General features: G+C 63.5%; 24 protein-coding genes. 1 reads left to right on the top strand and 23 read right to left on the bottom strand.

The features are described 5' to 3' along the window. Positions 1-70 precede the first annotated feature (70 nt). The 7 genes from ACFWXH_RS14175 to ACFWXH_RS14145 all read right to left on the bottom strand — a co-directional run bounded on the left by ACFWXH_RS14175 (position 71) and on the right by ACFWXH_RS14145 (position 4,047). Positions 71-337 carry a hypothetical protein gene (locus tag ACFWXH_RS14175; protein ID WP_054312293.1) on the bottom strand — a complete coding sequence of 89 codons (267 nt, stop codon included), beginning with the start codon at positions 335-337 and terminating at the stop codon, positions 71-73. Continuing rightward, positions 334-543, bottom strand: coding sequence for a hypothetical protein (locus ACFWXH_RS14170; RefSeq protein ID WP_379121217.1), 210 nt, complete (start codon positions 541-543; stop codon positions 334-336). Before ACFWXH_RS14170 ends, ACFWXH_RS14175 begins: the two co-directional genes overlap by 4 nt. Then, complete coding sequence (locus ACFWXH_RS14165; RefSeq protein WP_379121215.1) at positions 528-770, bottom strand: hypothetical protein; 243 nt, start codon at positions 768-770, stop codon at positions 528-530. Before ACFWXH_RS14165 ends, ACFWXH_RS14170 begins: the two co-directional genes overlap by 16 nt. Beyond that, positions 767-979 (bottom strand): hypothetical protein, encoded by a 213-nt coding sequence (locus tag ACFWXH_RS14160; protein ID WP_379121213.1) that lies wholly within the window; start codon positions 977-979, stop codon positions 767-769. Before ACFWXH_RS14160 ends, ACFWXH_RS14165 begins: the two co-directional genes overlap by 4 nt. A gap of 2 nt (positions 980-981) precedes the next feature. After that, positions 982-1,854, bottom strand: a complete 873-nt coding sequence (locus ACFWXH_RS14155; RefSeq protein ID WP_379121211.1) for a hypothetical protein — start codon at positions 1,852-1,854, stop codon at positions 982-984. 62 nt (positions 1,855-1,916) lie between these two features. Next, positions 1,917-2,480 carry a hypothetical protein gene (locus ACFWXH_RS14150; protein ID WP_379121209.1) on the bottom strand — a complete coding sequence of 188 codons (564 nt, stop codon included), beginning with the start codon at positions 2,478-2,480 and terminating at the stop codon, positions 1,917-1,919. Between the two features lie 7 nt (positions 2,481-2,487). Continuing rightward, the gene (locus tag ACFWXH_RS14145) at positions 2,488-4,047 is read right to left on the bottom strand and encodes a tail fiber protein (RefSeq protein ID WP_379121207.1); all 1,560 of its coding nucleotides are present in this window, start codon (positions 4,045-4,047) and stop codon (positions 2,488-2,490) included. 264 nt (positions 4,048-4,311) lie between these two features. On the opposite strand from ACFWXH_RS14145, the gene ACFWXH_RS14140 reads away from it, so the two are divergent. Beyond that, positions 4,312-4,518, top strand: coding sequence for a hypothetical protein (locus tag ACFWXH_RS14140; RefSeq protein WP_379121205.1), 207 nt, complete (start codon positions 4,312-4,314; stop codon positions 4,516-4,518). On the opposite strand, the gene ACFWXH_RS14135 is transcribed toward ACFWXH_RS14140, so the two are convergent. The 16 genes from ACFWXH_RS14135 to ACFWXH_RS14060 all read right to left on the bottom strand — a co-directional run bounded on the left by ACFWXH_RS14135 (position 4,505) and on the right by ACFWXH_RS14060 (position 21,241). Next, a complete protein-coding gene (locus tag ACFWXH_RS14135) occupies positions 4,505-5,323 on the bottom strand; it encodes a hypothetical protein (protein WP_379121203.1) in 819 nt (272 codons plus the stop codon). The genes ACFWXH_RS14140 and ACFWXH_RS14135 overlap by 14 nt on opposite strands. After that, the gene (locus ACFWXH_RS14130) at positions 5,310-6,542 is read right to left on the bottom strand and encodes a hypothetical protein (RefSeq protein WP_379121201.1); all 1,233 of its coding nucleotides are present in this window, start codon (positions 6,540-6,542) and stop codon (positions 5,310-5,312) included. The genes ACFWXH_RS14135 and ACFWXH_RS14130 overlap by 14 nt, the downstream gene beginning before the upstream one ends. Continuing rightward, complete coding sequence (locus ACFWXH_RS14125) at positions 6,542-6,787, bottom strand: hypothetical protein (protein WP_379121199.1); 246 nt, start codon at positions 6,785-6,787, stop codon at positions 6,542-6,544. Before ACFWXH_RS14125 ends, ACFWXH_RS14130 begins: the two co-directional genes overlap by 1 nt. Then, a complete protein-coding gene (locus tag ACFWXH_RS14120; RefSeq protein WP_379121197.1) occupies positions 6,784-8,166 on the bottom strand; it encodes a tail fiber domain-containing protein in 1,383 nt (460 codons plus the stop codon). Before ACFWXH_RS14120 ends, ACFWXH_RS14125 begins: the two co-directional genes overlap by 4 nt. Next, on the bottom strand, positions 8,159-8,590 hold the full coding sequence (locus ACFWXH_RS14115) for an N-acetyltransferase (RefSeq protein WP_379121195.1): 432 nt from the start codon (positions 8,588-8,590) through the stop codon (positions 8,159-8,161). Before ACFWXH_RS14115 ends, ACFWXH_RS14120 begins: the two co-directional genes overlap by 8 nt. A 35-nt stretch (positions 8,591-8,625) precedes the next feature. Then, positions 8,626-10,230, bottom strand: a complete 1,605-nt coding sequence (locus ACFWXH_RS14110) for a hypothetical protein (protein WP_379121193.1) — start codon at positions 10,228-10,230, stop codon at positions 8,626-8,628. Positions 10,231-10,462: 232 nt separating this feature from the next. Continuing rightward, positions 10,463-11,164: a hypothetical protein gene (locus ACFWXH_RS14105; RefSeq protein ID WP_379121190.1), complete on the bottom strand. Its 702-nt coding sequence runs from the start codon at positions 11,162-11,164 to the stop codon at positions 10,463-10,465. 2 nt (positions 11,165-11,166) lie between these two features. After that, complete coding sequence (locus ACFWXH_RS14100) at positions 11,167-11,940, bottom strand: hypothetical protein (protein ID WP_379121187.1); 774 nt, start codon at positions 11,938-11,940, stop codon at positions 11,167-11,169. A 431-nt stretch (positions 11,941-12,371) separates the two neighbouring features. Then, complete coding sequence (locus tag ACFWXH_RS14095) at positions 12,372-12,641, bottom strand: hypothetical protein (protein ID WP_379121185.1); 270 nt, start codon at positions 12,639-12,641, stop codon at positions 12,372-12,374. A 299-nt stretch (positions 12,642-12,940) separates the two neighbouring features. Next, positions 12,941-13,906, bottom strand: coding sequence for a phage major capsid protein (locus ACFWXH_RS14090; protein ID WP_379121183.1), 966 nt, complete (start codon positions 13,904-13,906; stop codon positions 12,941-12,943). A 5-nt stretch (positions 13,907-13,911) separates the two neighbouring features. After that, entirely contained in the window at positions 13,912-14,985 is a 1,074-nt protein-coding gene (locus tag ACFWXH_RS14085; RefSeq protein WP_379121181.1) for a hypothetical protein, read from the bottom strand. Next, the gene (locus ACFWXH_RS14080; protein WP_379121179.1) at positions 14,982-15,269 is read right to left on the bottom strand and encodes a hypothetical protein; all 288 of its coding nucleotides are present in this window, start codon (positions 15,267-15,269) and stop codon (positions 14,982-14,984) included. Before ACFWXH_RS14080 ends, ACFWXH_RS14085 begins: the two co-directional genes overlap by 4 nt. Positions 15,270-15,461: 192 nt before the next feature. Then, entirely contained in the window at positions 15,462-17,717 is a 2,256-nt protein-coding gene (locus ACFWXH_RS14075) for a hypothetical protein (RefSeq protein WP_379121177.1), read from the bottom strand. Positions 17,718-18,000: 283 nt separating this feature from the next. Further along, on the bottom strand, positions 18,001-19,416 hold the full coding sequence (locus ACFWXH_RS14070) for a hypothetical protein (protein WP_379121174.1): 1,416 nt from the start codon (positions 19,414-19,416) through the stop codon (positions 18,001-18,003). After that, complete coding sequence (locus tag ACFWXH_RS14065; RefSeq protein ID WP_379121172.1) at positions 19,391-19,843, bottom strand: terminase small subunit protein; 453 nt, start codon at positions 19,841-19,843, stop codon at positions 19,391-19,393. The genes ACFWXH_RS14070 and ACFWXH_RS14065 overlap by 26 nt, the downstream gene beginning before the upstream one ends. Positions 19,844-20,317: 474 nt before the next feature. Continuing rightward, a complete protein-coding gene (locus tag ACFWXH_RS14060; protein WP_379122207.1) occupies positions 20,318-21,241 on the bottom strand; it encodes a LysR substrate-binding domain-containing protein in 924 nt (307 codons plus the stop codon). Between the last annotated feature and the right edge of the window lie 251 nt (positions 21,242-21,492).

Below are 21,492 nucleotides of genomic sequence, written 5' to 3'. Positions count from 1 at the left end.
GTAACATGGCTGCAATATTGCGATCTGAAAAATCCTAAGCGCTTGCAAGTCGGAGCACAAAATGCGGAGGTCATTTTGGCGGCAGCAGCGCCTGAACTCCATTCCACAACAGCCACAGCAGGCCTGAGACAATCGACAGGATCACCGCCGCGCCGACCTTGCTGGAAATGCCGGCAAGCGCTTGGCGGAGGTTGCGGAGAAACCGGAAATCCTCGCGCGCTTCGAACTGGTGTTCGGGCTCGTCGATGCGCAGGCCGGCGGCGGACAGTTCCTCGCGCACCGCTTCCTTGACGATGCGCTTCAATTCGTCGGGGTCGACGGAGATATGCCTTGTCATGGCTTCCATCCGCACCACGCAACGCCCTGGGCGTTGTGCCTGTTGATCTCGTCCAGATCGGTGCGTGGCGTGTCCGATCTGGCATCCCGGCGCGGAAAATTGTGCGTGCACCAGACGGAGCGAGGATTGGAAGGAAAGGAGCCATCCGGTCTCGAACTGCAGCCGGCGAGCGCCAGTGCTGCGACAAGGATCAGTGCCTTGACCATCGCATGGCCTCCTTTCGCGCCTCGTCGTCGGACATGCCAGCTGTGCGCCGCTCAATTGCGGTAGCCTCGCGGTCCATTTCCAGCTGGTCTTCGACGGCAACCAGCTTCTCCCTCATTTGCCGTGCACGTTCGGCATCGACGCCGGATTGCCTAAATTTCCAGCCGGCAACGATGGCGGCGGCGACCCCGACGATGTAGGGCCAGAACTGCAGCAGAAGGGCGGTCACAGGCTGTCCTCGCGGCGGCGGCGCAGATATTCGGTGAGGATGCCGTTCGCGACCAGCAGCCAAGGGAAATATTGAGCCGGGATGATCGGCTGGAGCACGGACGGATCGACATAAGTCAGGGCCACGACGACGAAGCCGAGCGCGGTTTGAAGCCGCGCCCAGAAGATCGTTTCGCTGTCTTTGAAGAAACGTTTGATACGCTGCCACATGGTCAGGTTCCTTTGAAAATTCTGCCGAAGACGATGGCGAACAGCGTTCCGATCACGTTCCAGATGCCGACCTTTGCCAACGGCGTGGCTTCCGGCGCAACTTGCTGAGCTGGTGTGTGATGAGCCGCGGAAACGGACGAAGGTGCGTCGCCGGACTTCTCCGTCGGGATGGGGAGCATTCTCGGTGCCTGCCCGATATAGCCGGCGTTGCGTAGCGCGGTTTCGTACGCCTTGGCGTAACCAGCGATCAGTTTGCCGTTGGCCCGAACGTCGACGTTGATGATCGATCGCGCAGCCACATAGTCGTAGGTTGTTGAATTGGTTGCCTCGAAGTCAGCCAGCTTCTTGCCGGTGAACATGCCGGCGCGCATCCCTTCGATGAGGATATGCGCCGAAATGTCGGTGTCGTTCGCGGCGTCCGGGTCGCTGACAAGATCGACCCCCACCAGCTTGGATGCCTTCTCATAGTTTTCCCGGCCGGTGAGCTGCGGCAGGGCGCGGCCGCGATAACGCCAGCCGTCGCCGGAAGCCTCATCGCCATTGCCTATGCGGTTGGCATAGACGCGGTTGGCGAGGCCCTGCGGGTTGCGGACATAAGGAATGGTAGCGGCAACACTGGTGAAGCGCTTCGGCCAGACCTCGCGAATGCGTGCAGCGCTGCTGTAGGAGAGGTTTTCGTTGACGGGCCGCATCTTGCTGCCGGTCTCATGGTAGGCGGTAGCCAAGGCATAGGCGAGATGCCGGAGCGGCAGGCCGGCATTTTGCCCGGCCTCGAGGATGACCTCCAGCCCATCCACCTGGCTTTGAGACAAAGACATGCCGAAAACGCCAGACGTGCGCAAGCGCAGCGCCGCGTAGAAACGCGAACGGTCCATGGTTTGTCCTTTTGAATATGTCGCTGTTTTGGCTGCTTACTGCCTATGCGGCAATCAAATCATCACATGCTTGCGAAAGCAGCGTCGACCTGTGGCACCGTTGTAATTTCGCCCGCGGCGATCTTCTGAACGACAAGCTGCTCGGTGTCGAAGCACTTCTTGATATGCAGTAAAACCGCGTTGCTTGCGGCCAGGATCGCTGAGGCGTTCAAAATGCGCCATGTACCATCCGGGCATTTCCAGTTGACCGTAAGGTTTGGGTCTTGGTCGACCTGGTAGCGCGCTGCGAAGACCTTCACTTGTGAGTCTCGGTCTGTTGCGATCGGGATAGAGATATTCTCGAACAGCATGCCTGTGCCGCCAGTTTCCAAGCGCCAGCGCAGGTCGCCGGCATAGCCGACAAGATCGACCGGCTGCGGCGTGCCGGTTCCCGCGTCCATGACAATGGGGACGACTGTCCAGTGGTCGTTTTCCCATTTTGCTGCCTCGTTTGGGACAAGCGTCGGCGGCGCCATCGGTGTCGCGAAAGCCGGAATAAGGAATTCGCCTTCCCGCATAGGGTTAGGGTGCGCTTCTGAGCTGCCAGTCAGAAGCTTTGTGCCGATGTCGTAGTGATAGACTTGCATGATGGCCTCAATATTTGACGCAGACGAGGAGCGGGATGTGAGCCGGACGGGTTTCTGCTGAACCTGCGTATCCGACTGTACCGGTGTGATAGTGAGCGCCATTGTAGTCAGTCTGCGCATAAGCGTTCAGAGAGGTTGCGAGGTTGGATGCGGCATATGTTCCGGAATCGGACCACCCGCGATACACTGCCTGGCCGTGATTGTGGCTGCCGGCTGCGTCGATGGTCAGCGGGTGATTGTGCGACCTGATGGTGTCAACGTACCTAACGCCGATAGCCCCGCCACTCGGATCAATGCCGGAGCCACCGTCATAGCCGCGAACGAAGGAGCCGTTGATCAGAGGAACGCGGAACACGCCCGAATTATAGTCGCTGTATCGGCCGTAGTAGCCGGCCTGCCACGAGGCCTCTGAAACAGTCAGGCCGGAGGAGACCGCCGCCGCCCAGAGGTCCGGGTAGTCCGCCTTGTTGACACCAGCGCCATTTGCTGGGAGCCAACCACTCGGCGTGCTGCCAAGAGCGAAAAACCCAATCATGCCGGCTGGGATGTTCCAGACTTGGCGATATCGACCACTCTGTTCGTTCTCGAAATAGAATCCGCGAAGCACCTGGTTACCTGCTTCGTTGATGCGACCCAGCGTGACGGCGTCTTTGTTCAAGCCGTTTGGCACTCCGAAGAACTCAAGCGCGTTACCCCCCAGATTGCGGATGCCGATACCCCGAGCCGTGCCGTATGCATTCCATTTACCAGCGGTGTCTGAAGCGTCGCCGCCGAAAAACATGTGGCCGTATCCGGCAGCATCTGCGCCGAGCGAATTCACGAAACTCCTGGCTGGACCGGAGGGATAGCCCCACTCCATGGCGCGGCGCGGAGAGTACGTTACAAACTGAGCGGCTGTCGCGATATTGGTTGGATCGCTTCCGGCGTAGCCCGAGAGGAACCGTTGTGCCTTTACATCACCACTGAACGCCGCTCCTGTCAGTTTGGCGACGTCACCTTCGTATGCCAGCTTCTTCCAGGCCGACCATGCGCCGGAGTAGCGGCCGCGAATGTAGATATTGGTCAGGGGCGAGGCGTATGGCCACGCGACCTGGGTGATCTGCCCGCCGCTATATTCGAAATTCCACACATAAAGATAGGACCCATCCCCCGGTCCATTGGGTGAGGTGCCCGTGAACAGCGTTGGTGCCAGGCCGGGCGAGACCAGCGTGTTCCAATCCGTGATGGTATCCGTCCCGCTGGCCGTCATCACCACCCCAGCGGTATTTTGCGCAGCTGGCAGCCGGCCCTTTGTCAGATTGGCAGCATCATCGGCACCAATGGCGGCGCGGAAGAGAGCGTCCGTCGTCTTGCCAACCAGTGATTTGACGAATGCCGAAAAGCCGAGATTGGTCAGCGCCTCGCCCGGCGTCTGCGCTCCCGTGCCGCCGGCCGTCACTGGGCGCGGGTCGTTGGCGTCTTTCGCCAGGTCGTCCAGCTGGCTGTTGTAGGGTGCGGAGGCGATCGGCTCGTTCGGCACGCCGTAGACGCCGGGCAAGAGTTGGTAGACGCCGTTCACGCGAGGCATGGGCGGTCCTCCTATGCGAATTTATGATGATGGTTGGCCCGGAAGGCCGGGATGAATGCCTTGGGGGGATCAAGGCGACGGCAACCGGTCTCACTAGGTTGGTATGTAGGCGCGCAGTTCGTTTATCATTGTCGCCCCGATTAGCTGGCCCTTAACGACCGCTCAGGAATGCGCTATGGTTCATTGAGGGTTGGAGGGGAGCGAAAGAATGAGCGTCGCTGCACGGGTTTGGGGAGCGGCCGCCAAGTCGGCCGCGGTAATGCCATGAAGAAAACAAACCCATTCATTTGGGGTGCCGTCGCGGCCGTGATTACCTCTGGCCTCTGGTTCTTCAACTATCTGATTGGAACGCCGCAATCCGAAAACACACTGCTTCAGAACCCGATTACGACCGCCGTCGTTTTCTTCTTCTGGGGGTGCGTGGCCGGCTATGCCAAGAACTGGTACGGCGACCGGCTCAATCGCCGGTAGTCGCCGGCCAGCCGGCCGTCAGTGCGTCCCATATGCGATTCCCGCTTCCGCCTCTCTTGGCGCGCGCTTTTGTCGGTGGGCCTTCCATCACGGGGCGACCCTTGAAGGCCCGCCTTGCATATTCCACTGCGGCCGGCGCGGACAGGGAGGCGAGATCGCCGGCTTTTTCGTACATCGCTTCAAGCAATGCCTGTCGCCTCTCAAGCTCCGGAACGGCTCCGTTGAGCTGATTGGCGGCGCGGCGGCCCATTTCGAGTGGTCCGCTCGCGATCCGTCCCCCAAGGGACTTGGCGAAAAGCTCGGCATAGGGGTTGTCGGGCGCAAAACGGTTTGCGATGGCGCCACCGACGCCGCTTCCAATCCCGCTAAGGGCGATCTTGCCTATTTCGGAAAGTATGGCAGGGGCCTTTGCCAGGGCCCCTGAACTCGTAATGGCGGTGCCGCCGATCTCCTCCATTATCCCGCGGCCAAATTGCTTGGCCGGATCATCGCTCGGTGGTTTGATCGATCCGAAATCCTGCAGGCTACGTGCCAGGCCAACACTACCACCGAGAGGTTCTTGCGATGGCTGGATATTCGTTCCCGCGATAGCGTTTATGCCATGTATTGCCGGGGTGACGATGACGTCGTTCACCACATCGATGGGCCCTCCCAGCGACTTGGCCACCCCTTTATTCAGACCGGACGTAAGCTGGGCGAACCAGCTGTCGGCATAGTCATCGGCCGGTGCAGGGTGGCCACTCTGTTGCGCGCGCTCGAGTTCACGGCGTGCCAGCTCGCGCCGGGCTTCGTCAGCGGTTACCATTTGCGATTGCCTCCAATTCTTCGTGGCTCATTTTCAGGATTTCCTGGGCTTCTGGACGTTTCGGGACGTCGAGCAAGGTGGGTTCGCGTGGTCGCTCCTGCTGGCGCCCTCCGGTCAGGCGTTCGATCTCGCGCTTGGCCAACCCGCGCTGCGTTTCATTCAGCCAGGGGTTCTGCAGCGCGTTGAGGAGCATCGGCAGCGTCGGGCCTTTGGAGGCGTCGAACGTGTCTGCCATGCCGCCCGCGGCGGCAGGCAGCCGTGAGAGGTCGAACTGCTCGGCCGGTGCACCTTGTGCGCGCAGGGTGCCTTGTGCTGCAGGCTGTCCTGCCTGCGAAACTTCGGAGATCGGATGGTCCTGTCTCGCCCCGGCTGTCGGCGAAGCGAGCGGGGCCTGCGTGGTGGGCATTCCGATTGGCGGGTCTGCGATCTGCCTGTCGGTGGCAGGGGCCGTGCGGGCGCCGATGCCCTGGAGAGGGCTGATGCCCACGGCCTTCGAGCCGTACCATTGCCCCCAGCCGTGCTTTCCGGCGGTATCGAGTGCAAAGTCGATACCCTGCTGCCAGTTGGCGGGGTCGGCCGGATCGAGGCCGGTGGCATCGATGAAGCGATTGCCGACGCCTTCGGGGTAACCTGTCCCCTTGCCGCCGACGAGAAGCTGAAAAGGTCCATAGCTTGGCTCGCGGGCGCCGTTCCTGGTGACGTTCGATTGCCACGTTCCACGCTGAAGTCCTTCCGAGCGTGCCACGCGTACGGCGACATCGGGGTCAATGCCACGCTGCGTGGCAGACTGTCGGATGTAGCTTTCCATCGTCGGTACGTCGGGCAATCCGCTGGCAGTCCTCGCTTCATCCGCCCTGGCAAAATCGAGCCGGCTCGGCAGGTTCGGATCGTCGGCTCTCAACGCAGGCTTGCCGGTCAGCGCGGCGGCGACCTTTGGCGATCCGCCTGGGGGCGGCGGGAAGGCGCCGGGGCCGCCGAGCGCTGCAACGATCGGATTTATCGCGGCTTCGGCCGAATTCCTGCCTTTCGCTTCTGCCGCGTCGGCATTCGCCATCAGCGAGCGGTAGAGGATTGCCCGGCCGATGGCGTTCAGCCCCGAACCGAGATCGGTCGGCGTCGGCTGGTCGGCCAACAGGCTGTTGGCAGCGGCTCGCGCTTTCGCCAGCTCTTCCGGCGTTTCGTATTGCTGGCCTTTGCCGAAGATGAAGGAAAGCGGCATCAGAGGGGGATCCTTGCGCTGCGCGTGGCGCCAAGGCCGAAAAGCCCTGAAAGCGGGCCGGCACCCGGCGCCGGTGGGAAACTGCCGTCGCTGTTCTGGCGGTACATCAGCGCCTGGCCGATGGCAGAAAGGCCGCCGCCGATATCGGTCGGCATGTTCATGGCGAGAGCCATCTGTGCTTGCCGCTGCTCTTCCGGCGTCATCGGTGGGCGCGGCTTGTTGCCGTCGAAAATGAAGCTTTTCATAATGCCTGCCCCAGTCCGAACAGGCCGGGCAGCGCCTTGGTGTAGTCGACATGCTTGACGCCGCCGATCTCGATCACCGCGTCGGGCCGCGTCTTTTCCACCTCCTGCGCCATCACGCCGACATGCTTGGGCGCTTCGCGGTCCTCGCCGCGATAGCGGAACTCGTAGATGTTGGTTCCGTCGATGCGGCCGCGCTTCCGGATGTCCTTCTTGGCCCTGCGGTCGGACTTCATGATCGCCGATGCGCCGAGACCGAAAAGGCCGCCGAATAGGCTGTTCTGCGCCGCCACCTGCTGGTTGTAGATGCCGAGCTTCTGGTTGTAGTTCTGGTTGACCAGGCCGGCATAATCCACGGTCGGAATGTTCGGCATGTTGGTGTTGACGAAATTCGGGTTCTGCACCTGTGCGCCCGACAGCAGCGAGGTGATTTCGTTGATTGGCTGGGCGCGCCGCGCATAGGCCTCCTGCAGGGCCATCTGCCGCTGCTGGTTGGCGGCGTTGAACTGAGCGAGCTGGGCATTCATGCGCTGGTCCTGCAGCGCGTTGTTCTGCCCGGTCACGCTGTTCTGGTTCTGGAACATCTGCTGTCTGGCCGTATTGCCGAATTCGCCCTGGGCGCTGTTCTGCATGAACTGCTGCTGTTGCGCGGCGTTCTGGAAGCCGGCGCGCTGCGCGTCGAGATTGGCGAGCCGGCTCTGTTCCTGGCCGGACGCCAGCAGCACCGATGTGCGCTGGTCGTTCACGCCCTGGTTGAACTGGTTCATCGCCGTGTCATAGGCGGTCGAGCCGATGCGGATGCCCTGGTTGGCCAGCGAGGTTTCCAGCGAGGCGCGTTGCCGGTCGAGCTCCGGGTTGAGGCGCGAGAACATCGCGTCCCGCACCTCCTGCGTGTTGCTGGCGTAACCGTCCTTCGGCCCGTAGTCCTTGGTGATCTGCCCGGCGTCGGCGATCTGCGTGTCCAACTGCGGGCCGGACTGGAATTGCTGGTATTGCTGCATCCCGATCTTGGAGGCATCGCCGCCGGCGGGCAGGTTGCTGAAGTCCATCGGCTTGTTCAGGTAGTCGGCAAGGAAAGCGGATTGCTGGTTGCCGATCTTCGCCAGATTGCCTTGTGCCTGCTGCGACTGGTCGAAGATCGCCTGCTGCGAGGGGCTCAGCGTCTGCGTCGCCGTGTAGGTGGGGACATCGATGGTCTTGCCCGTGGTCGGGTCGGTGAACTTGTGTGTCCCCGACTGGTTGTAGGTCAGATTGCCGTAGGGCGTGACCTGGTTGACGTTGCCCAGCGCCGCATTGGCGATGGAGGTCGACACATTGGTGCCCGTTTGCGCTGCCGCCGTTTCCTTCGGGTCGGGCGGCGTCGGTGCTTTCGGCTTACCCATTGGCAGCAAGCTCCTTCCTGTGAAATCGGTTGGCCCGCCAGGCGTCGTCGGTCAGGGTGAAAACGAGCCCGTTTTCGTGCCGGCCGTAGAGGCGGGGAATGGTGTGTTTGTCGAAGCCGTAGGCTTTCAGCAGGCGCGGCAGCCCGCGGCCGTTCCACTGTTCGTTGCGCTCGGAAACGCGCATCACCACCATCTGGCAGGCAATGCCGAGGAAGGGGTACGCAAACATCTGCCAGAGCACGGGCCGGGTCAGCCAGCACGGCGTGGTGGCAGCCCCCGATATCTCGATGACACCATGCTCCGGCGCCCAGTCGTGATAGACCATGCCGGCGACGAGCCTGTCGCCATTGAGCACGCCCATGGCGCGGCAATTGCCGAATCCGCGCGCGCAGCCGGGTATGTGCCGGGCAACCCATGTTGCCACAGCCTCGTCATGTCCCCAGAAGGCTTGCATGAGATCTAGAGCGCTTGTCCGCCCGTCTCGAACGACACGTCCACGCTGACCAGTTCGACGACTGGCGCCGACGACTGTGCGCCCGTCACCTGCAATTGCCACTGGAAGACGAAGCCGGTCAGGCCGATGCTGGTCTTGACGATGTCGGTGAGGGCGCTTGCCATCGTGGCATCCCACAGCGCCTGGTCCCAGCGGCCGGATCCCCAGATGCCGGTTGACGGAACGTCGGCAGCGGGATTGGGCGGTGCCGGCAGCTTGACGCGGTAGTCCGTCGAACCGGACAGCAGGCTTTCGTTCGGCGTCGCCATCTTCAGCCTCGCCTGCGCCCGCAGGATCGTCTTCAGAACCCCGGATGTCTCGAGGTGGTCGGGGTTGGCTACGCAGGTGTAATAGATCGGTACGCCGTCATCGGTGCCGGTGATCTCGGTGTCCTTGACCTTGCCCTTGGCGGTACCGAACAGCACTTCGCCATTGTGGAAGATCAGGCAACGCGCGTCCCAGCCCGTATAGGTGCACCAGGCGCCGGTTTCGGTGTTCAGCACATAGCACAGGCCCTGCTGGCTGCCATTGGTCACCGGCAGGCTGACGAGCGCATAGGCACGTTCCGGCCATTTGACGATTTCCCAGGGCAGCGCCCGCCGCGCCTTGGCCTCCCGCCGCCAGTCCGGCGAGATCGCGCGGCTGACGGAGGATTGGTCGAGCACGGAAATGTCCTTTGCGATCGCCTGGGAAATCGGCAACAGGCCCATTTCGGTTGCGATCAGAAGGTCCCCGCCCACGCGCATCGTCGCGCGCGACCCGAGCGGCCGGGCAAGGTCGTAGCGGCCGACGAGCCGCCAGTCGGTGACCGAGGCCGGATCGCCGCCCTGGTAGACGGCGATCTCGCCCTGGTTGGTGACGAAGACGCATTTGTCGTCCAGCCCGTCGCCGGCATCGACCGACCATGAGGAACCGAACATCAGCGTGCCGCCGCGCTGGAACACGCCGTTGAGGTCGATCGTGCCGAGGGCGCCGCCAATGCTGCCGACGGGCAGATAGCGCGCCCTGAGGCCGCCGCCTTCGATGAAGAACTGGCGGTTGCGGTACACCCACACGAAGGAGAGCGTCGCGGTCACGCCGCCGGTGATGGCGGGGCTCGACGTGTCGGTGATCTTCTTCCAGCCGCTGTCTGGATGGTAGAGCAGAAGGGAATCGGTGCCGTTGACGGCGGTCAGATACTCGTCGCCCGAGGTGGTGAAGTTGACGAAGGAATAGTAGCCGCTGGTCTGGCCCGATACGGCGGCCGGCGGCGGCACGTTCGGATCGGCCACCGTCGTCACGTCGAAGATGTCCGTGCGCGTTGCCGCAAACAGCTTCTTCTGCGTGGCGTTGTAGGAAATGAAGCTTTCGACCGGCCCGTCCGAAATGGTCGCGCGCGTCTTGCTGCCGCCGCGCTGCACGATGCCGGTGTTGGTCGGGCGCCAGTTCTCGAGCCGCATGGCGGTGCCCTGCGGCATCGAGGCCAGGTTGCCGGCCGTGAACCAGCCGGCCATCGGCGCGGGCAGCGTGGTCATCCGCGCGCGGCGGCCGCGGGCGGGCTGTGAAAGGCGAGCAAGAGTGGCGCTTTTCATCGTGAGAGCATGTCCTGAATTGAGGGATCGCGGCGTGTGGGCCGGGCAAATGGGGAAACTTGGCGACAAGTGTACCCCCACCCCTAACCCCTCCCCTCAAGGGGGAGGGGGATTTGGATCGCGGCAGCTTCCCCTCTCCCTTGAGGGGAGGGGTTAGGGGTGGGGGTATTCCTGAAATGAGGGGTGGGATGACTGGCTATGCGACGGCCCGAACGCAGCCTGAGCCCGCACGCTACCCCGTCACCGTGCCCGGCCATGTACGGCCGTGCCACCCGGCCGCCACATTGCCCGACAGCACCGGTTTCGAGCCGCCGTCGCTGTCGCTCGCCTGGTCGAAGGCGATTTCGTAGTCGGCGAGTTCCGCCGCGAAGTCCTGCGCCTGCAGCTGCTTCCACAGATAGATGATCGCCAGCCGCAGCAGGCGCTCGTCGAGAAGGAACGTGTCTTCGTCCGCCGTGAAGGCGGCTTTCAGCGTGCCGTCGCTTGCCCGCACGATCTGGCTGGAGATGTAGAAGAACTTGGCCTTTTCCCCCGATACCATCACCGGCTGGATGTGCATCTGCCCGCCATGCATCGTCCACACGCCGAACAGCGGAGCGACCGTCGTGAACTCGAACGACAGCCAGTCGTCGCTGTCGACGATATGGGTCATGTCCCAGCGATAGCGCGAAGACCACAGGCTCGCTCTCTTCAGCATGCGCGAAAAATTCGCCGGCAAATCGAAGCCTTCGGTCGTGCCGTTGCCGCTGATCTCGGCGACCTTGCGCAGCACCTGCCAGTCGAAGCCCCCGGCGATCTGCCGGGCGGCCTCATTGGCCAGCAGCTGCAGCTGCTGCCACGTCCTGGAAGTGCCTGCCGAGGTGGAGAAGAAGGCGGGCGGAATAGCTTCGCCCACCGCCACGCAGACCTGCCTCAGAACATCGCCGATCGCCATGGTCAGGCAGCCTCGGCGAGAGCCGCGCGCAGCTTCGGCGCCGCCCAGCGCTTGTCATAGGCGATGCCGCGCGTATCGAGCTCGGCGCGCAGGCTGGCCAGCTCCTCGCTCGCCGGCGGCTCGGTGGTCGTCGCGACCGGCTTGGCGCGGCCGTCCAGCAGCTTCTCCAGCTCCGCCAGGCGCTCCTTCAGGTCGCTGATCTCCTCGTCCTTCTTGGCTTCGCGCTCGGCCATGGCGGACGAGTCCAGATTGCCCAGGAACACGCCGGCCTGTTTGATCAGCTCGCGCATGTTGGGCAGCGGCACGCGTCCGATCTGCGTTTCGGCGAGATCGCGGATCTCCTCGACCGACTGGATGCCGACCTGCCGCAAGATCCTGACCTGCTCCTCGTTGAGCGCCGGCCAGGCCGTCAGCGGCGTGCCGGAGGCAGGCAACTCCTTGCCGGCCTTCCAGGCTTCGTAGGCCGGCCGGATCTTCTCCCAGCGCGCGGTCATGAAGGCGAGCTTGGTGCCGTCGAGGTCGTCGCCATGGCGGTCGGGATCGGGAACGAGGTGTTTGACGCGCTCCACCGTGTGCGTGCCCAGCGGGCTGTGGCCGGGCGCATAGATCGCCCAGTCGACCTCCTGCGGCTCGATCAGGCGCTTGCCGGCCTCGTTCAGCAGGAAGCCCTGCGCATCGACCTTGTCCTTGAGCGGATCGGTGCCGCGCACCGGCAGTTTTTCGTATGTGGTCCTGAAACCGATCAGTCGAATGACCGGCTTGTCGTTCTCAGCCATGATGGCCTCCTTGGAAGGTGAGCGGATGCAAAGGGGAGGTGACCCTGAAGGCTCGTCTTGCTTTCTTGTGAGCGTCAGCCCCCTCTCCGTCTCGCCCTGCGGGCGAGCCACCTCTCCCCCGCCTCCGGCAGGGGCGAGGAACCGGAGCTCAAGCGGCGGCGCTTTTCCAGCTTGGGTTCCTCGCCCCCATGAAATGGGGGAGAGGTGGCTTGCCCACGGCGGCTTTGCCGCCGCTAGGGCGAGACGGAGAGGGGGCCTTCGTGCCCCCGGTGCCGTGCCCAGCTTGGGGGCGATGGGTCGGCGGAGGCGAAGCGGCGACAGTGTGAGGCTACGGTCGAAGACCGCAAGCACGACCGTGCGCCGCGCCTTTCGGCGCGCCCCGTCCGGAGCGAGCCGCGAAGCGGCGACAGCGTGAGGACGAAAGTCTCCCCCTAGACCACGGTCTTCCTGAACCAGGCGCGGTCGCCCGTGACGAGCGCCGCGTTGGTGTTGGTCCAGGCGCCGGCGCCGATGGCGACGGTCATCGCCGGTTCGGTCAGGATCACGGCCGCCGCATTGGCGATCGCATCCGTGGCCTTGGCCAGGATGTAGTCGTGGCCGTCATTGCCGGTCACGACGGTGCCGAGAGCCGCGGCATCCTCGCCGGCCTTGATCACCTCGCCGAGACGCAGGCCGACGATCGGGGTAACGGAATAAACCATCTCGTTCTCCTTGTTTTCTCGCATGTTTTGAGGACGCTGCCAGACCAACGGTCATGCATGACCGTTGGAGCGCGCGCCAATTGACTGTGTTCTTGGGCGCCGCGCCTGCTGGCGCGTAAGCTGGAGCGTTTCCGTTTTTCGCGGAAACGCTCCAATTCCTTGGTTTGCCCAGGTGAGCCCTCGGCGCTTGAGGGGTCTTACCAACGGTCATTCGACCGTTGGAGCGCGCGACCGCGCGCCGCGCCCGTTGGCGCGTAAGCCAAGCGGCCCGGATGGGCCGCGCCCGGCGTTTGAGGGAACTAACTCACATCGAGCAGGACACCCTGCAGCGAACGGTTCGAGCAGGCGACGTTGCCCATCCAGTAATAGGGGATGACCACGGCGTCCTGGTTGACCGGTTTCTTCTCCTCGTCCTGCGACCACTGCGCTTCCTTGTGCTGGAAGATGTAGAGGTAGTCGGTGTTGAGGAAGTTGGCCCGCTCCGCATTGGTGGCGAAGTTGGTGTTGTCGTCGAAGATCACGTCGGCGGTCTTGTACTTGTAGGACAGGAAGCCGGTCTGGGCGAGGTCGGCATCCTGGTAACGCTGGAACTGCTGCTGCGAGGCTTCGTAGACGGAGAACAGGTCATGGCTGAACGTGATCAGGTCCGGCGTGTCGGTGCCGCGCGTCAGCGCCATCCACAGCCGGTTCATCTCACCCAGGATGGTGTCCTTGGTGTAGGCGTCCGTGCCGGGGATCTCGCGGAACTTGTTGCGCCAGAACGGCCACAGCGAACTGTCGATGCCGCCGACCGTGCCCTGGCCGTTCGACTGGATGATGTTGGCGAGACCGGCGATCTGGTTCGGCAGCGAACCGTCCGAATAGAGGTCGATCGAGAAGTTGTTCGCCGCCGTGTGCAGGGCGTTCTTCTTCTTGGTCTTCACCAGGTTGATCATCGCCGACTTGCCGGAATTCTGGCGCAGTTCCCGCCCGCTCGACACGACATGCAGCGCGATCTGCGCCCAGTCGTATTTCGCCGACGTCACCACGTCCGAGGCGCTGGTGTTCAACGTCTCGTATCCGCCATAGCGCTGGTAGGTGCCGTTTTCGCCATATTCGAGCGGAACCTGGATTTCGGTGCCGCCGTCGAGATTGCGGATATTGCCTTTTTTCTTGAGGCGGGCGAGCAAGGCATTGTTCTTGCTCACATTGTCCGCAACCTCGGTTGCGGCGTTACGCAGCGTGGTCGAAACCATCTGCGTGAACACAGTGGATGGTCCTGCCATCTTGATCACCTTGAATTCTGAGCTTCGTCATAGGCCTGGCCGAGCAGTTCGTCTTCGCTGAACTGGCGCGACTGGCCGGTGGAGGTCGAGGTCACGTTGACGGATGTCGCACGGCGTGCGTCGGCCATTCTCCTCGGGTCGGCGGCGGCGGCCCTTGCGGCGGCGGCTGCCTTCACCCTGAGATCGGGGTCGGCGTTCACGGCCATGTCATAGGCAAGGTCGAACACGGCTTCGTGGGAAGCGGTGTCGCCAAGCCTGGCACGTGCCTTGTGGATCGCATGCACCATGTCGTCTTCGGCGAGCGCGGAATAGAGCGGCTTGTCCTTGGCCAGGCGGCTCACTTCCTCGTTGGCGGATCGCGCCATGGCGTCTTCCTGCTGGATTTCCCTGATCACCCAGGCAATGTCCGCCGGCGTCATGGCGGGCGGTTGCGGGTCGGCGGGGATGTCGATCTGGCCGCTCAGCGCCGCGGCCAGGTGCTGGCGCACGCCGTAGCGGTCGGCGATGTCGATCAGGCCGGCGATGGGGTTCTCGTCGAGCCGGCGCTGGGCGCTGAACAGGAAGTCGACCGCTTGCGTCATCGACGGCGCGGAACCATCCGGCATCGTCCGCCCGGCCAGCAGGTCGGCATTGCGTTCGAAGATCTCGTTGTATTGGCGCATGGCGCCGATCTGCCGGCCCTGTTCCGACATGCGCGTGTGCAGTTCGGCGTCGCGCTGGGCGATCCTCGCCTGCACCTCCGCCGGGATCTTGCCCCACTCGCCTTCCATGCCGCGCCAGTTGGCCGGGAGGGGCACGACCGAGGGCGAGGAAACCTCGGCCGCCCCTCCCGTTCCCTCACCTTCCAGTGGGGAATTTTTGGCCAGTGGGGGATTCCTGGCCGGCGAAGAACCGTCGCGCCGACTGGCGCTGGTGAGGTCGGCACCGGCGTCTGCCTTGCTGCTCTCGATCTGGTCCCAGACGGCGCCCAGCGCCGCGTCGTCATTGACGCTCTCGGCCGACGCAGCGCCGAAATCCGAAGCCGCATCCGCAACACCAGAACCCGCCATACCCATGGCTTCGCCATTCACTGCGCTCATCTGTAGTCCTCGCTGACTTTGAGGCCCCGCTTGGCGGCGAAGGCCTTGTTCCTGATTTTGCCACCGGTGGGCGAAGGCATGTCGCCGGCCTCCACGCAGTTGTTGCGCTTCATGTCCTCGCGGCGCTCATGCCGGGTGCTGATCATGCGGCCATCGATCGGGCTGGCATATTCCGGCATCGGCCTGGCAATGCCGGGCATCGCCGGCGGCCCCGTCGGTATGTCCATGGGCGCACCGGTGTCACGGTCGCGAAAGCGACCGTCCCGGAAGACATAACGTGTCACGGTTGAACCTCTTGGATTTGCCTGGATTGATGCGTCGCGTGCGGCACACCCCCACCCCTAACCCCTCCCCTCAAGGGGGAGGGGAATTGGTTGGCGTTGCGCTTGGCAGAAGTCACGGCCGGTTAGCGCCAACAGAGTCCCCCTCCCCCTTGAGGGGAGGGGTTAGGGGTGGGGGTTCTTCAGCGCCTCAGCCTACCCCGCCACCCCCAACTGCTGCATCTGCAACTGCCTTTGCACCGCTGCAAGCTGCCCGTTCTTGATCTGCAGCTCGGCGTTCTTGATCTGCAAATCCAGCGTGGCGTTCTCGCGCTTGATCTGCCGCTCCAGCTCCGCGTTCTGCACCTTGATCTGCTGGTCAAGCTGCGCCGCCTCCTGCTTGCGTTTCTCGGCGGCCACCGCGGCATCTCCCTGGCCATCCCCCTGCGGCGGCCCGCCCTGCTGCACCTTGGCGATCATCTCGTCCAGAACGTCCTCGATCGCCTTGCCGAGGTTGAACAGCCGGGCGAACGATCCGTAGATGGTGATCGCCGCATTGGCCGGCATCACGCCTTGCTGCACCAGCGGGCCGACCGCGCCGAAGAAGGCGCTGGAGGCGGTCATGAACTCGGTTGCTTCCTGCTTCTTCCTTGAGACATCGGCGCGCACCGTGCTGTCGGTCTCGACATCGATGCGGTAGCCGGCGGTGACGCGCTCATGGATCAGCCCGTTCAGCGCGGCCAGGTGCTGCAGCTTCTTCTGCCGCGCCGCCTCGGCCTGGCTCGCCTCCTGCGCCGCCGCCTGCTGCGCCTGCGCCATCGCCTGCGGCGGCAGTCCTTCCGGCAGCGGTTTCGGTGCCACCGGCGTCAGATCCTGCGCGGTCGGCAGCAACTGCACATCGGTCATGGTCTGCAGCGTCTGCGGCGAAAACTTCGCCGGGATCACCTCCGCCATCATCACGAACAGGTCGCGCGAGGCGCGCTCGATCATGCGCTGCATCTTGTGGATGCGCAGCGAACCCCACTGGCTCTTGATCTGCTGCGCGCCATAGGTCTCGGCGGCATTGGAAGCGCCGCGCACGATGTCGGAAATGCCGGTGATCTCGTAGATCGCCTGCTTGGTCTGGTCGCGGGAGCCGTAGAGCTGCGACAGCACCACGATCAGCCTTTCCACCGGCCAGAACAGCACGGCACCCTGCAGCCCGCCATTCTTGGCCCACACCTCCGCATCGGCGATCGGCACGAACTCGTTGTCGTCGGCCTCCAGCACCGCCTGCACGTCGGTCGGGCTCACCCCGTACCAGCCCTTCACCTTGAGCTGCCTTGTGATGATGCGGATGCGCTTGGTGGTGGTGTCCAGCTCGTCGGCCAGCTTGCGGTAGATCGAGAACGGATTGACTGGCTCCAGATTGCCGTTGACCTCGATCGGCTGCACCGGCGTCGCCGTCGGGAAGAAGCCGGACCAGCCCAGCGGATCGGCCACCTGTTTCAGCACCTTGCCGTCGCCGGCACTGAGGAACAGCACCATGCGCGATTTCCGGTCCCACACCTCCCACACCTCGTGGTCGGCATCGTCCTTGTCTTGCGTGTCGTCGGCCTGCAGCGACACTCGCGTGTCGTCGGCCTGCAACGCCACCAGTGCGCCGTCGACGAACTGGTCGTAGTCGTCGCAGGCGATCGTATGCCGGAACGCTTCCCAAGGCCGCTGGTCCCAGCGCTTGGCCTTGCCGTGGCGATAGTCGCGCCAGCTCACCGCCTCGAACACGATGCGTTCATTGGCAAGGCGCTCGCCGCCCCCATCGGTGGCGTTTGCAGCACCGCTCCCGGTGGCGTTTATGGCACCGCTCTCATTGCCGGCCCCGCCAGCGCTGTCTCCTGCGCCATATCCGCTGGCCCGTGCGGCTCCGGTGCCGCCGGCACTGTTTCTAGTGTCATGGTCGCTGCGGTCGGCGTCGTCCACCCCAGCCTCCGCACCCCCATCGCTGCCGTCGGCCTCCGCAATCGCCCTCAGCGCGTCATCGCTTGTCTCGCCGCCGATGAAGTCGCTCATGAAGCGCAGCCGCACGACGCCGCGCCCGGCCAGGAAGCCGTCCTGCGCCATCGCCTCCAGCTCGCTCTGCAGCCGGCTGTCGTCGATCTGCACGGAGATCGCCCGCTCCAGCAACTGCGCGAAGTCGCGCGCCACCGGATCGTCGGCACCGAAGCGACGGCGGATATCCGGCGCCGGCGCCGAGTTGATCACCGCCGGCACGATGGTTTCGACATTCGAGAACAGGATGTTGAAATCGAACGGCGCGGTGTCCGAAGAGCCATCGCTCTTCGGCGCCGCCTTGCCGCGATAGACGGCGCTCGCCACCGCCGCGTCGTCAAGAAACGTCTTCTCGTCGGCCTCGGCCGCCTTGATGCGCTCCAGCCATTTCCGGCCGGTCTCCCGCAGCGCCGCACCCTTGCCGGCATCGGTCTTCTTCGTCATGTCAGAATGCTCCTGCGTCGGCAGTAACCATCGCATGGGGTCGCGCCAAAACCCCCTCTCCGTCGCCGCTTCGCGGCGCCACCTCTCCCCCGCCTTCGGCAGGGGCGAGGAACCCAAGCTGGCAAAGCGCCGCACTGGAAAACAATTCCTCGCCCTGCCGAAGGCGGGGAGAGGTGCCGAACCCCGGCGGCGGAGCCGCAGGGGGTGAGGCGGAGAGGGGAATGGCACACGCGCTCGCCGCGAAGCGTGACGTCACGACCTCCCTGAACCCAAACCCCCCGCATCACCCATCCATCCTCTTCTTCCGCCGCACCATCGCCTCCACCGCGGCCTTCACCCCGATGTCGGCGCGCACCACGCCCGTAGCGGTCACCTGATACGTCGGCCCGTCCACCTGCCGCTTCGCCACATAGGCTGGCGCCACGTCGCGCCAGGCGAGGCCGAGATAGCGGAAGCTCGATCCGATATGTTCGGCCCAGTCCTTCACCGGGCTCTCGACAAAACTCTTCCGATCATCGTCCCAGGCACGCCGGTACATCTTCAGCCCGTCCAGGCCGTGCTGCATGCGCTGCCCGCGCTCGTCGGGGCCGAGATGGAACTCGGCCAGCTTGATCGTCTCGCGCCCGGCATTGATGCCGTCGGCGACGCTGGCCATCGTCACGATCTTCGGCTTGCGCCCATGGCTTTTGAGCGTCTCGACGCGGGTGCGCTTGTCGCCCCAGTTCTTCACCACCGCGTCATGCGGCACGTAGTCGTTGCCGTGATAGCCGCGCGCGTCCAGCCACCGGCACCAGTCTTCCAGATCGTCCGTTTCGGGCCTATGGAAATCGACGATGCGCGGCCGTCCGTCGATCACCTGGAAACACCAGATCGGGTTGTTCGCCGCCTTGCCGAGATCCCAGGCCGTGTGCACCGGCTGGCTCCAGTCCACCGGCACCACGCCGATGCGCCCCTGCACGTCGGCGGCGGCGATCTCCGCGCCCCAATAGGCGCCGACAGTGGCGCCGGCAAACGAGCAGAAGAATTCCTGCTCCACCAGAAGGTCGGCGACGGTCTTGCCGAACAGCGCCTCATATTCCGCCCGCTGCGCCTCGATCGCGGCGTCGCTGATCGCGCCGGTGTCGCGCGCGGTCAGCACCTGCGTGAACCATGCCGCATCGTTGCGGAAGCGGTCCAGCATCGACTTCAGGTGGTTGTTGCCGCGCGGCGTCGAGATGAACGAGGCCCAGCCGCCGTTTTCGGCAAGGATCGGCGCCAGATACGCCCATGCCATCGGGTTGGCCAGCGCCCATTCCGAAGCGGTGAGGCCGACCGGCGGCGTGCCGATCAGCGCGTTGAAATTGTCGGAGCCCACCACCTGCCATGTCGATCCGTTCTTGAAGCGGATGAACATGTCGGATTCGCGTGTGTTCTCTCGCAGCGCCTTGGGGAAAGCCTCGTCGATGCGCCTTTTGCCGGTGTTGGGGTTGACGGCGTCCCAGATCGCTTTGCGCGCCTGCGAATATTCCGGCAGCATGTGCCAGTAGGTGCCGACGCGGTTGAACGCGCCGACCGAATGCATGCGCAGGTTGATGTCGTCCTTGCCGGCCCGGCGGTGCCACACCAGCAGTTGCCGGTTGCAGCCGTTGAGCCAGGATCGCCAGGCAGGCTCCTGATACGCGCGCGGCGTCCACTCATTCGGAAGATTGATGCGCGGCACGCTGGATCACGTTCACGGTAAGCAGCCCGCCATCGGCATCGGTCAGCGCGACCTTGTTGCCGTATTTCTTCGGCTTCAGCTTCTCGGCGATCCACTGCCGGGTGGTGAGCCGTAGCGCCGAGCGTTTCAGGGCCTCGCCATTCTCCTTCCAGCCGGTTACCTCGCCGTCGCGGCCGTGCCGCTCCATCCAGTCGTTGGAACCGTCATCGGCAATGTCGAGCATCTCGTCCACCAGCGCATCCACCTGGGCGTCGCGCGCATAAGCATAACGTTTGGCGAAATCCTCATTCGCCGCCAGCCAGCGGAACACTGTAGAGTTGCCGGGCATGTCCTCGTCGCGGCAGATCGAGCGCATGCTCCGCCCCTCCGCGATCCGGTCGCAGATCATATCGGCCACTTTCTGTGAGTATCTGATCGGTGGCGTCATGGTGTCGGTGCTCCGAAAGCAGGAAGGGAGATGAGCCGGTCGAAACCGGCCGCAATGGGAATGAAAGGAAGCCGCGCGCTCCGTGTTCCGGAACGTCGCAAGCAACCGCCACGTTTTGAAATTTAGCCGGCTTTGATCGGTCGGGGCATAGCTTCCCCTTTGTCGGCGGTGAGAACCGACACTGCTCCGGCAGGTGGCGCTAAGGCCCCGCTCATGACGAGCAAATCACCATTCACAGTGAAGATAACGCGGCGGGTTGGGTTGGCCTAGGGCCGCGGCGGCCTGCGTTAACAGGATATGATTCACCATTGTCACGACGAATTTCGATCTGCTGCTCGAAAAAGCATCTCAGCGGCTTCGATCGCCCGTCCGGACCTATGCATTGGGTTCGATCCCCCGACCTTCTAGGCAGACGGATTTCCCGGGTGCGCTTCACAGCTTTGATGAACCGTGATCAACCGGTCGTGGTCGCTGCTATGGCGTTTGAACGTCGGATGATTCCGAAAGCGTTCGCGCTGTATCGATAATGGCCGCTCGGAGCCACCTGTGCGCGGGATCATGACGATATCGCACATGCCAGGCCAGTTCGACCGGAAAGGTTCCGAGATCGACCGGAGAGGGCAGCACCTTCAGGCGTGGATCGCGCTCAAGAGCTCGGCAGATCAGTGTTGGCAATGTCGCGCAGTAGTCGGTGACGGCAATCATCTCGGGAACCGCCAGAAAGTGCGTTACGGAGACGGCAACCTCTCGATTGAGGTTTTGCTTTCTCAACGCCTGGAATAGACCGGCGCGGATTCGGCCAGGCGGAAGCACATTCACGTGCTTCAATCTCTCGAACTGGTCCCGGGAAAGATTTTCGCCGACGTCTGGATGGTCTCGCCGCACGATGCAGGCAAGGCTCTCGTCCATCAGATGCTGAACAACGAGATTGTCCGGGGGGTCGACGACCCTCCCCAGCACCATTGCGGTTGTCCCTGAAATGACGCCGGTCTCGGCGAGATCGTTGCCGAATGGCATCATTCGAAGTTTGATGCCAGGCGCTTTTTCCCGCAGCCTCGCGACCAGTGCTGGCATCAGGATCAGTTCTGCGTAGCTGTTCGGCGCGATCAGAAACTCGCGCTCGGCGCGCGCCGGTTCAAAATCCTGCTGGTGGACGACAACCTCGTCCAACTGTGCCAGTGCGGTTTGAACCGTTGGAGCGATCTCCTCGGCAAGCTGCGTCGGTTTGATGCCGTACCTTTCGCGGATGAACAATGGATCGCGGAGCATCTCGCGAAGGCGATTGAGCGAGTTGGAGAGTGCCGGCTGCGTTATTCCGAGCCGGCTGGCGGCGCGTGTGACGCTTCTTTCCTCCATGAGAGCCACGAAGACCGGCAGCAGGTTGAGATCGTATTTCATCGAGATATGCTTTGCGTGAATATCTAAAATCAAACAAGTAAATTTCTTAAATATCTCGGCCAGTGCCATGTTCTCTTCATCGAAAGGCCGATGCGGCTGATCGAAATCGGCCCAACCCGGCCGCGGTCAAAGAACCGCGACGTCATTAGAGCGTTTCCGTTTTTTCACGGAAACGCGGAAGCGCTATAAGTTTTTGTTTTCAATGCGTTTTTGTAACGCCAAGTGATCCCGCTTGGCTGCAAAATGCACCA

The organism is Mesorhizobium sp. NPDC059054 (assembly GCF_042739215.1).
Classification (GTDB): Bacteria; Pseudomonadota; Alphaproteobacteria; order Rhizobiales; family Rhizobiaceae; genus Mesorhizobium.
The sequence above is the reverse complement of the archived record's forward strand: the minus strand, read 5'-3'. Positions and strand labels throughout refer to the sequence as shown.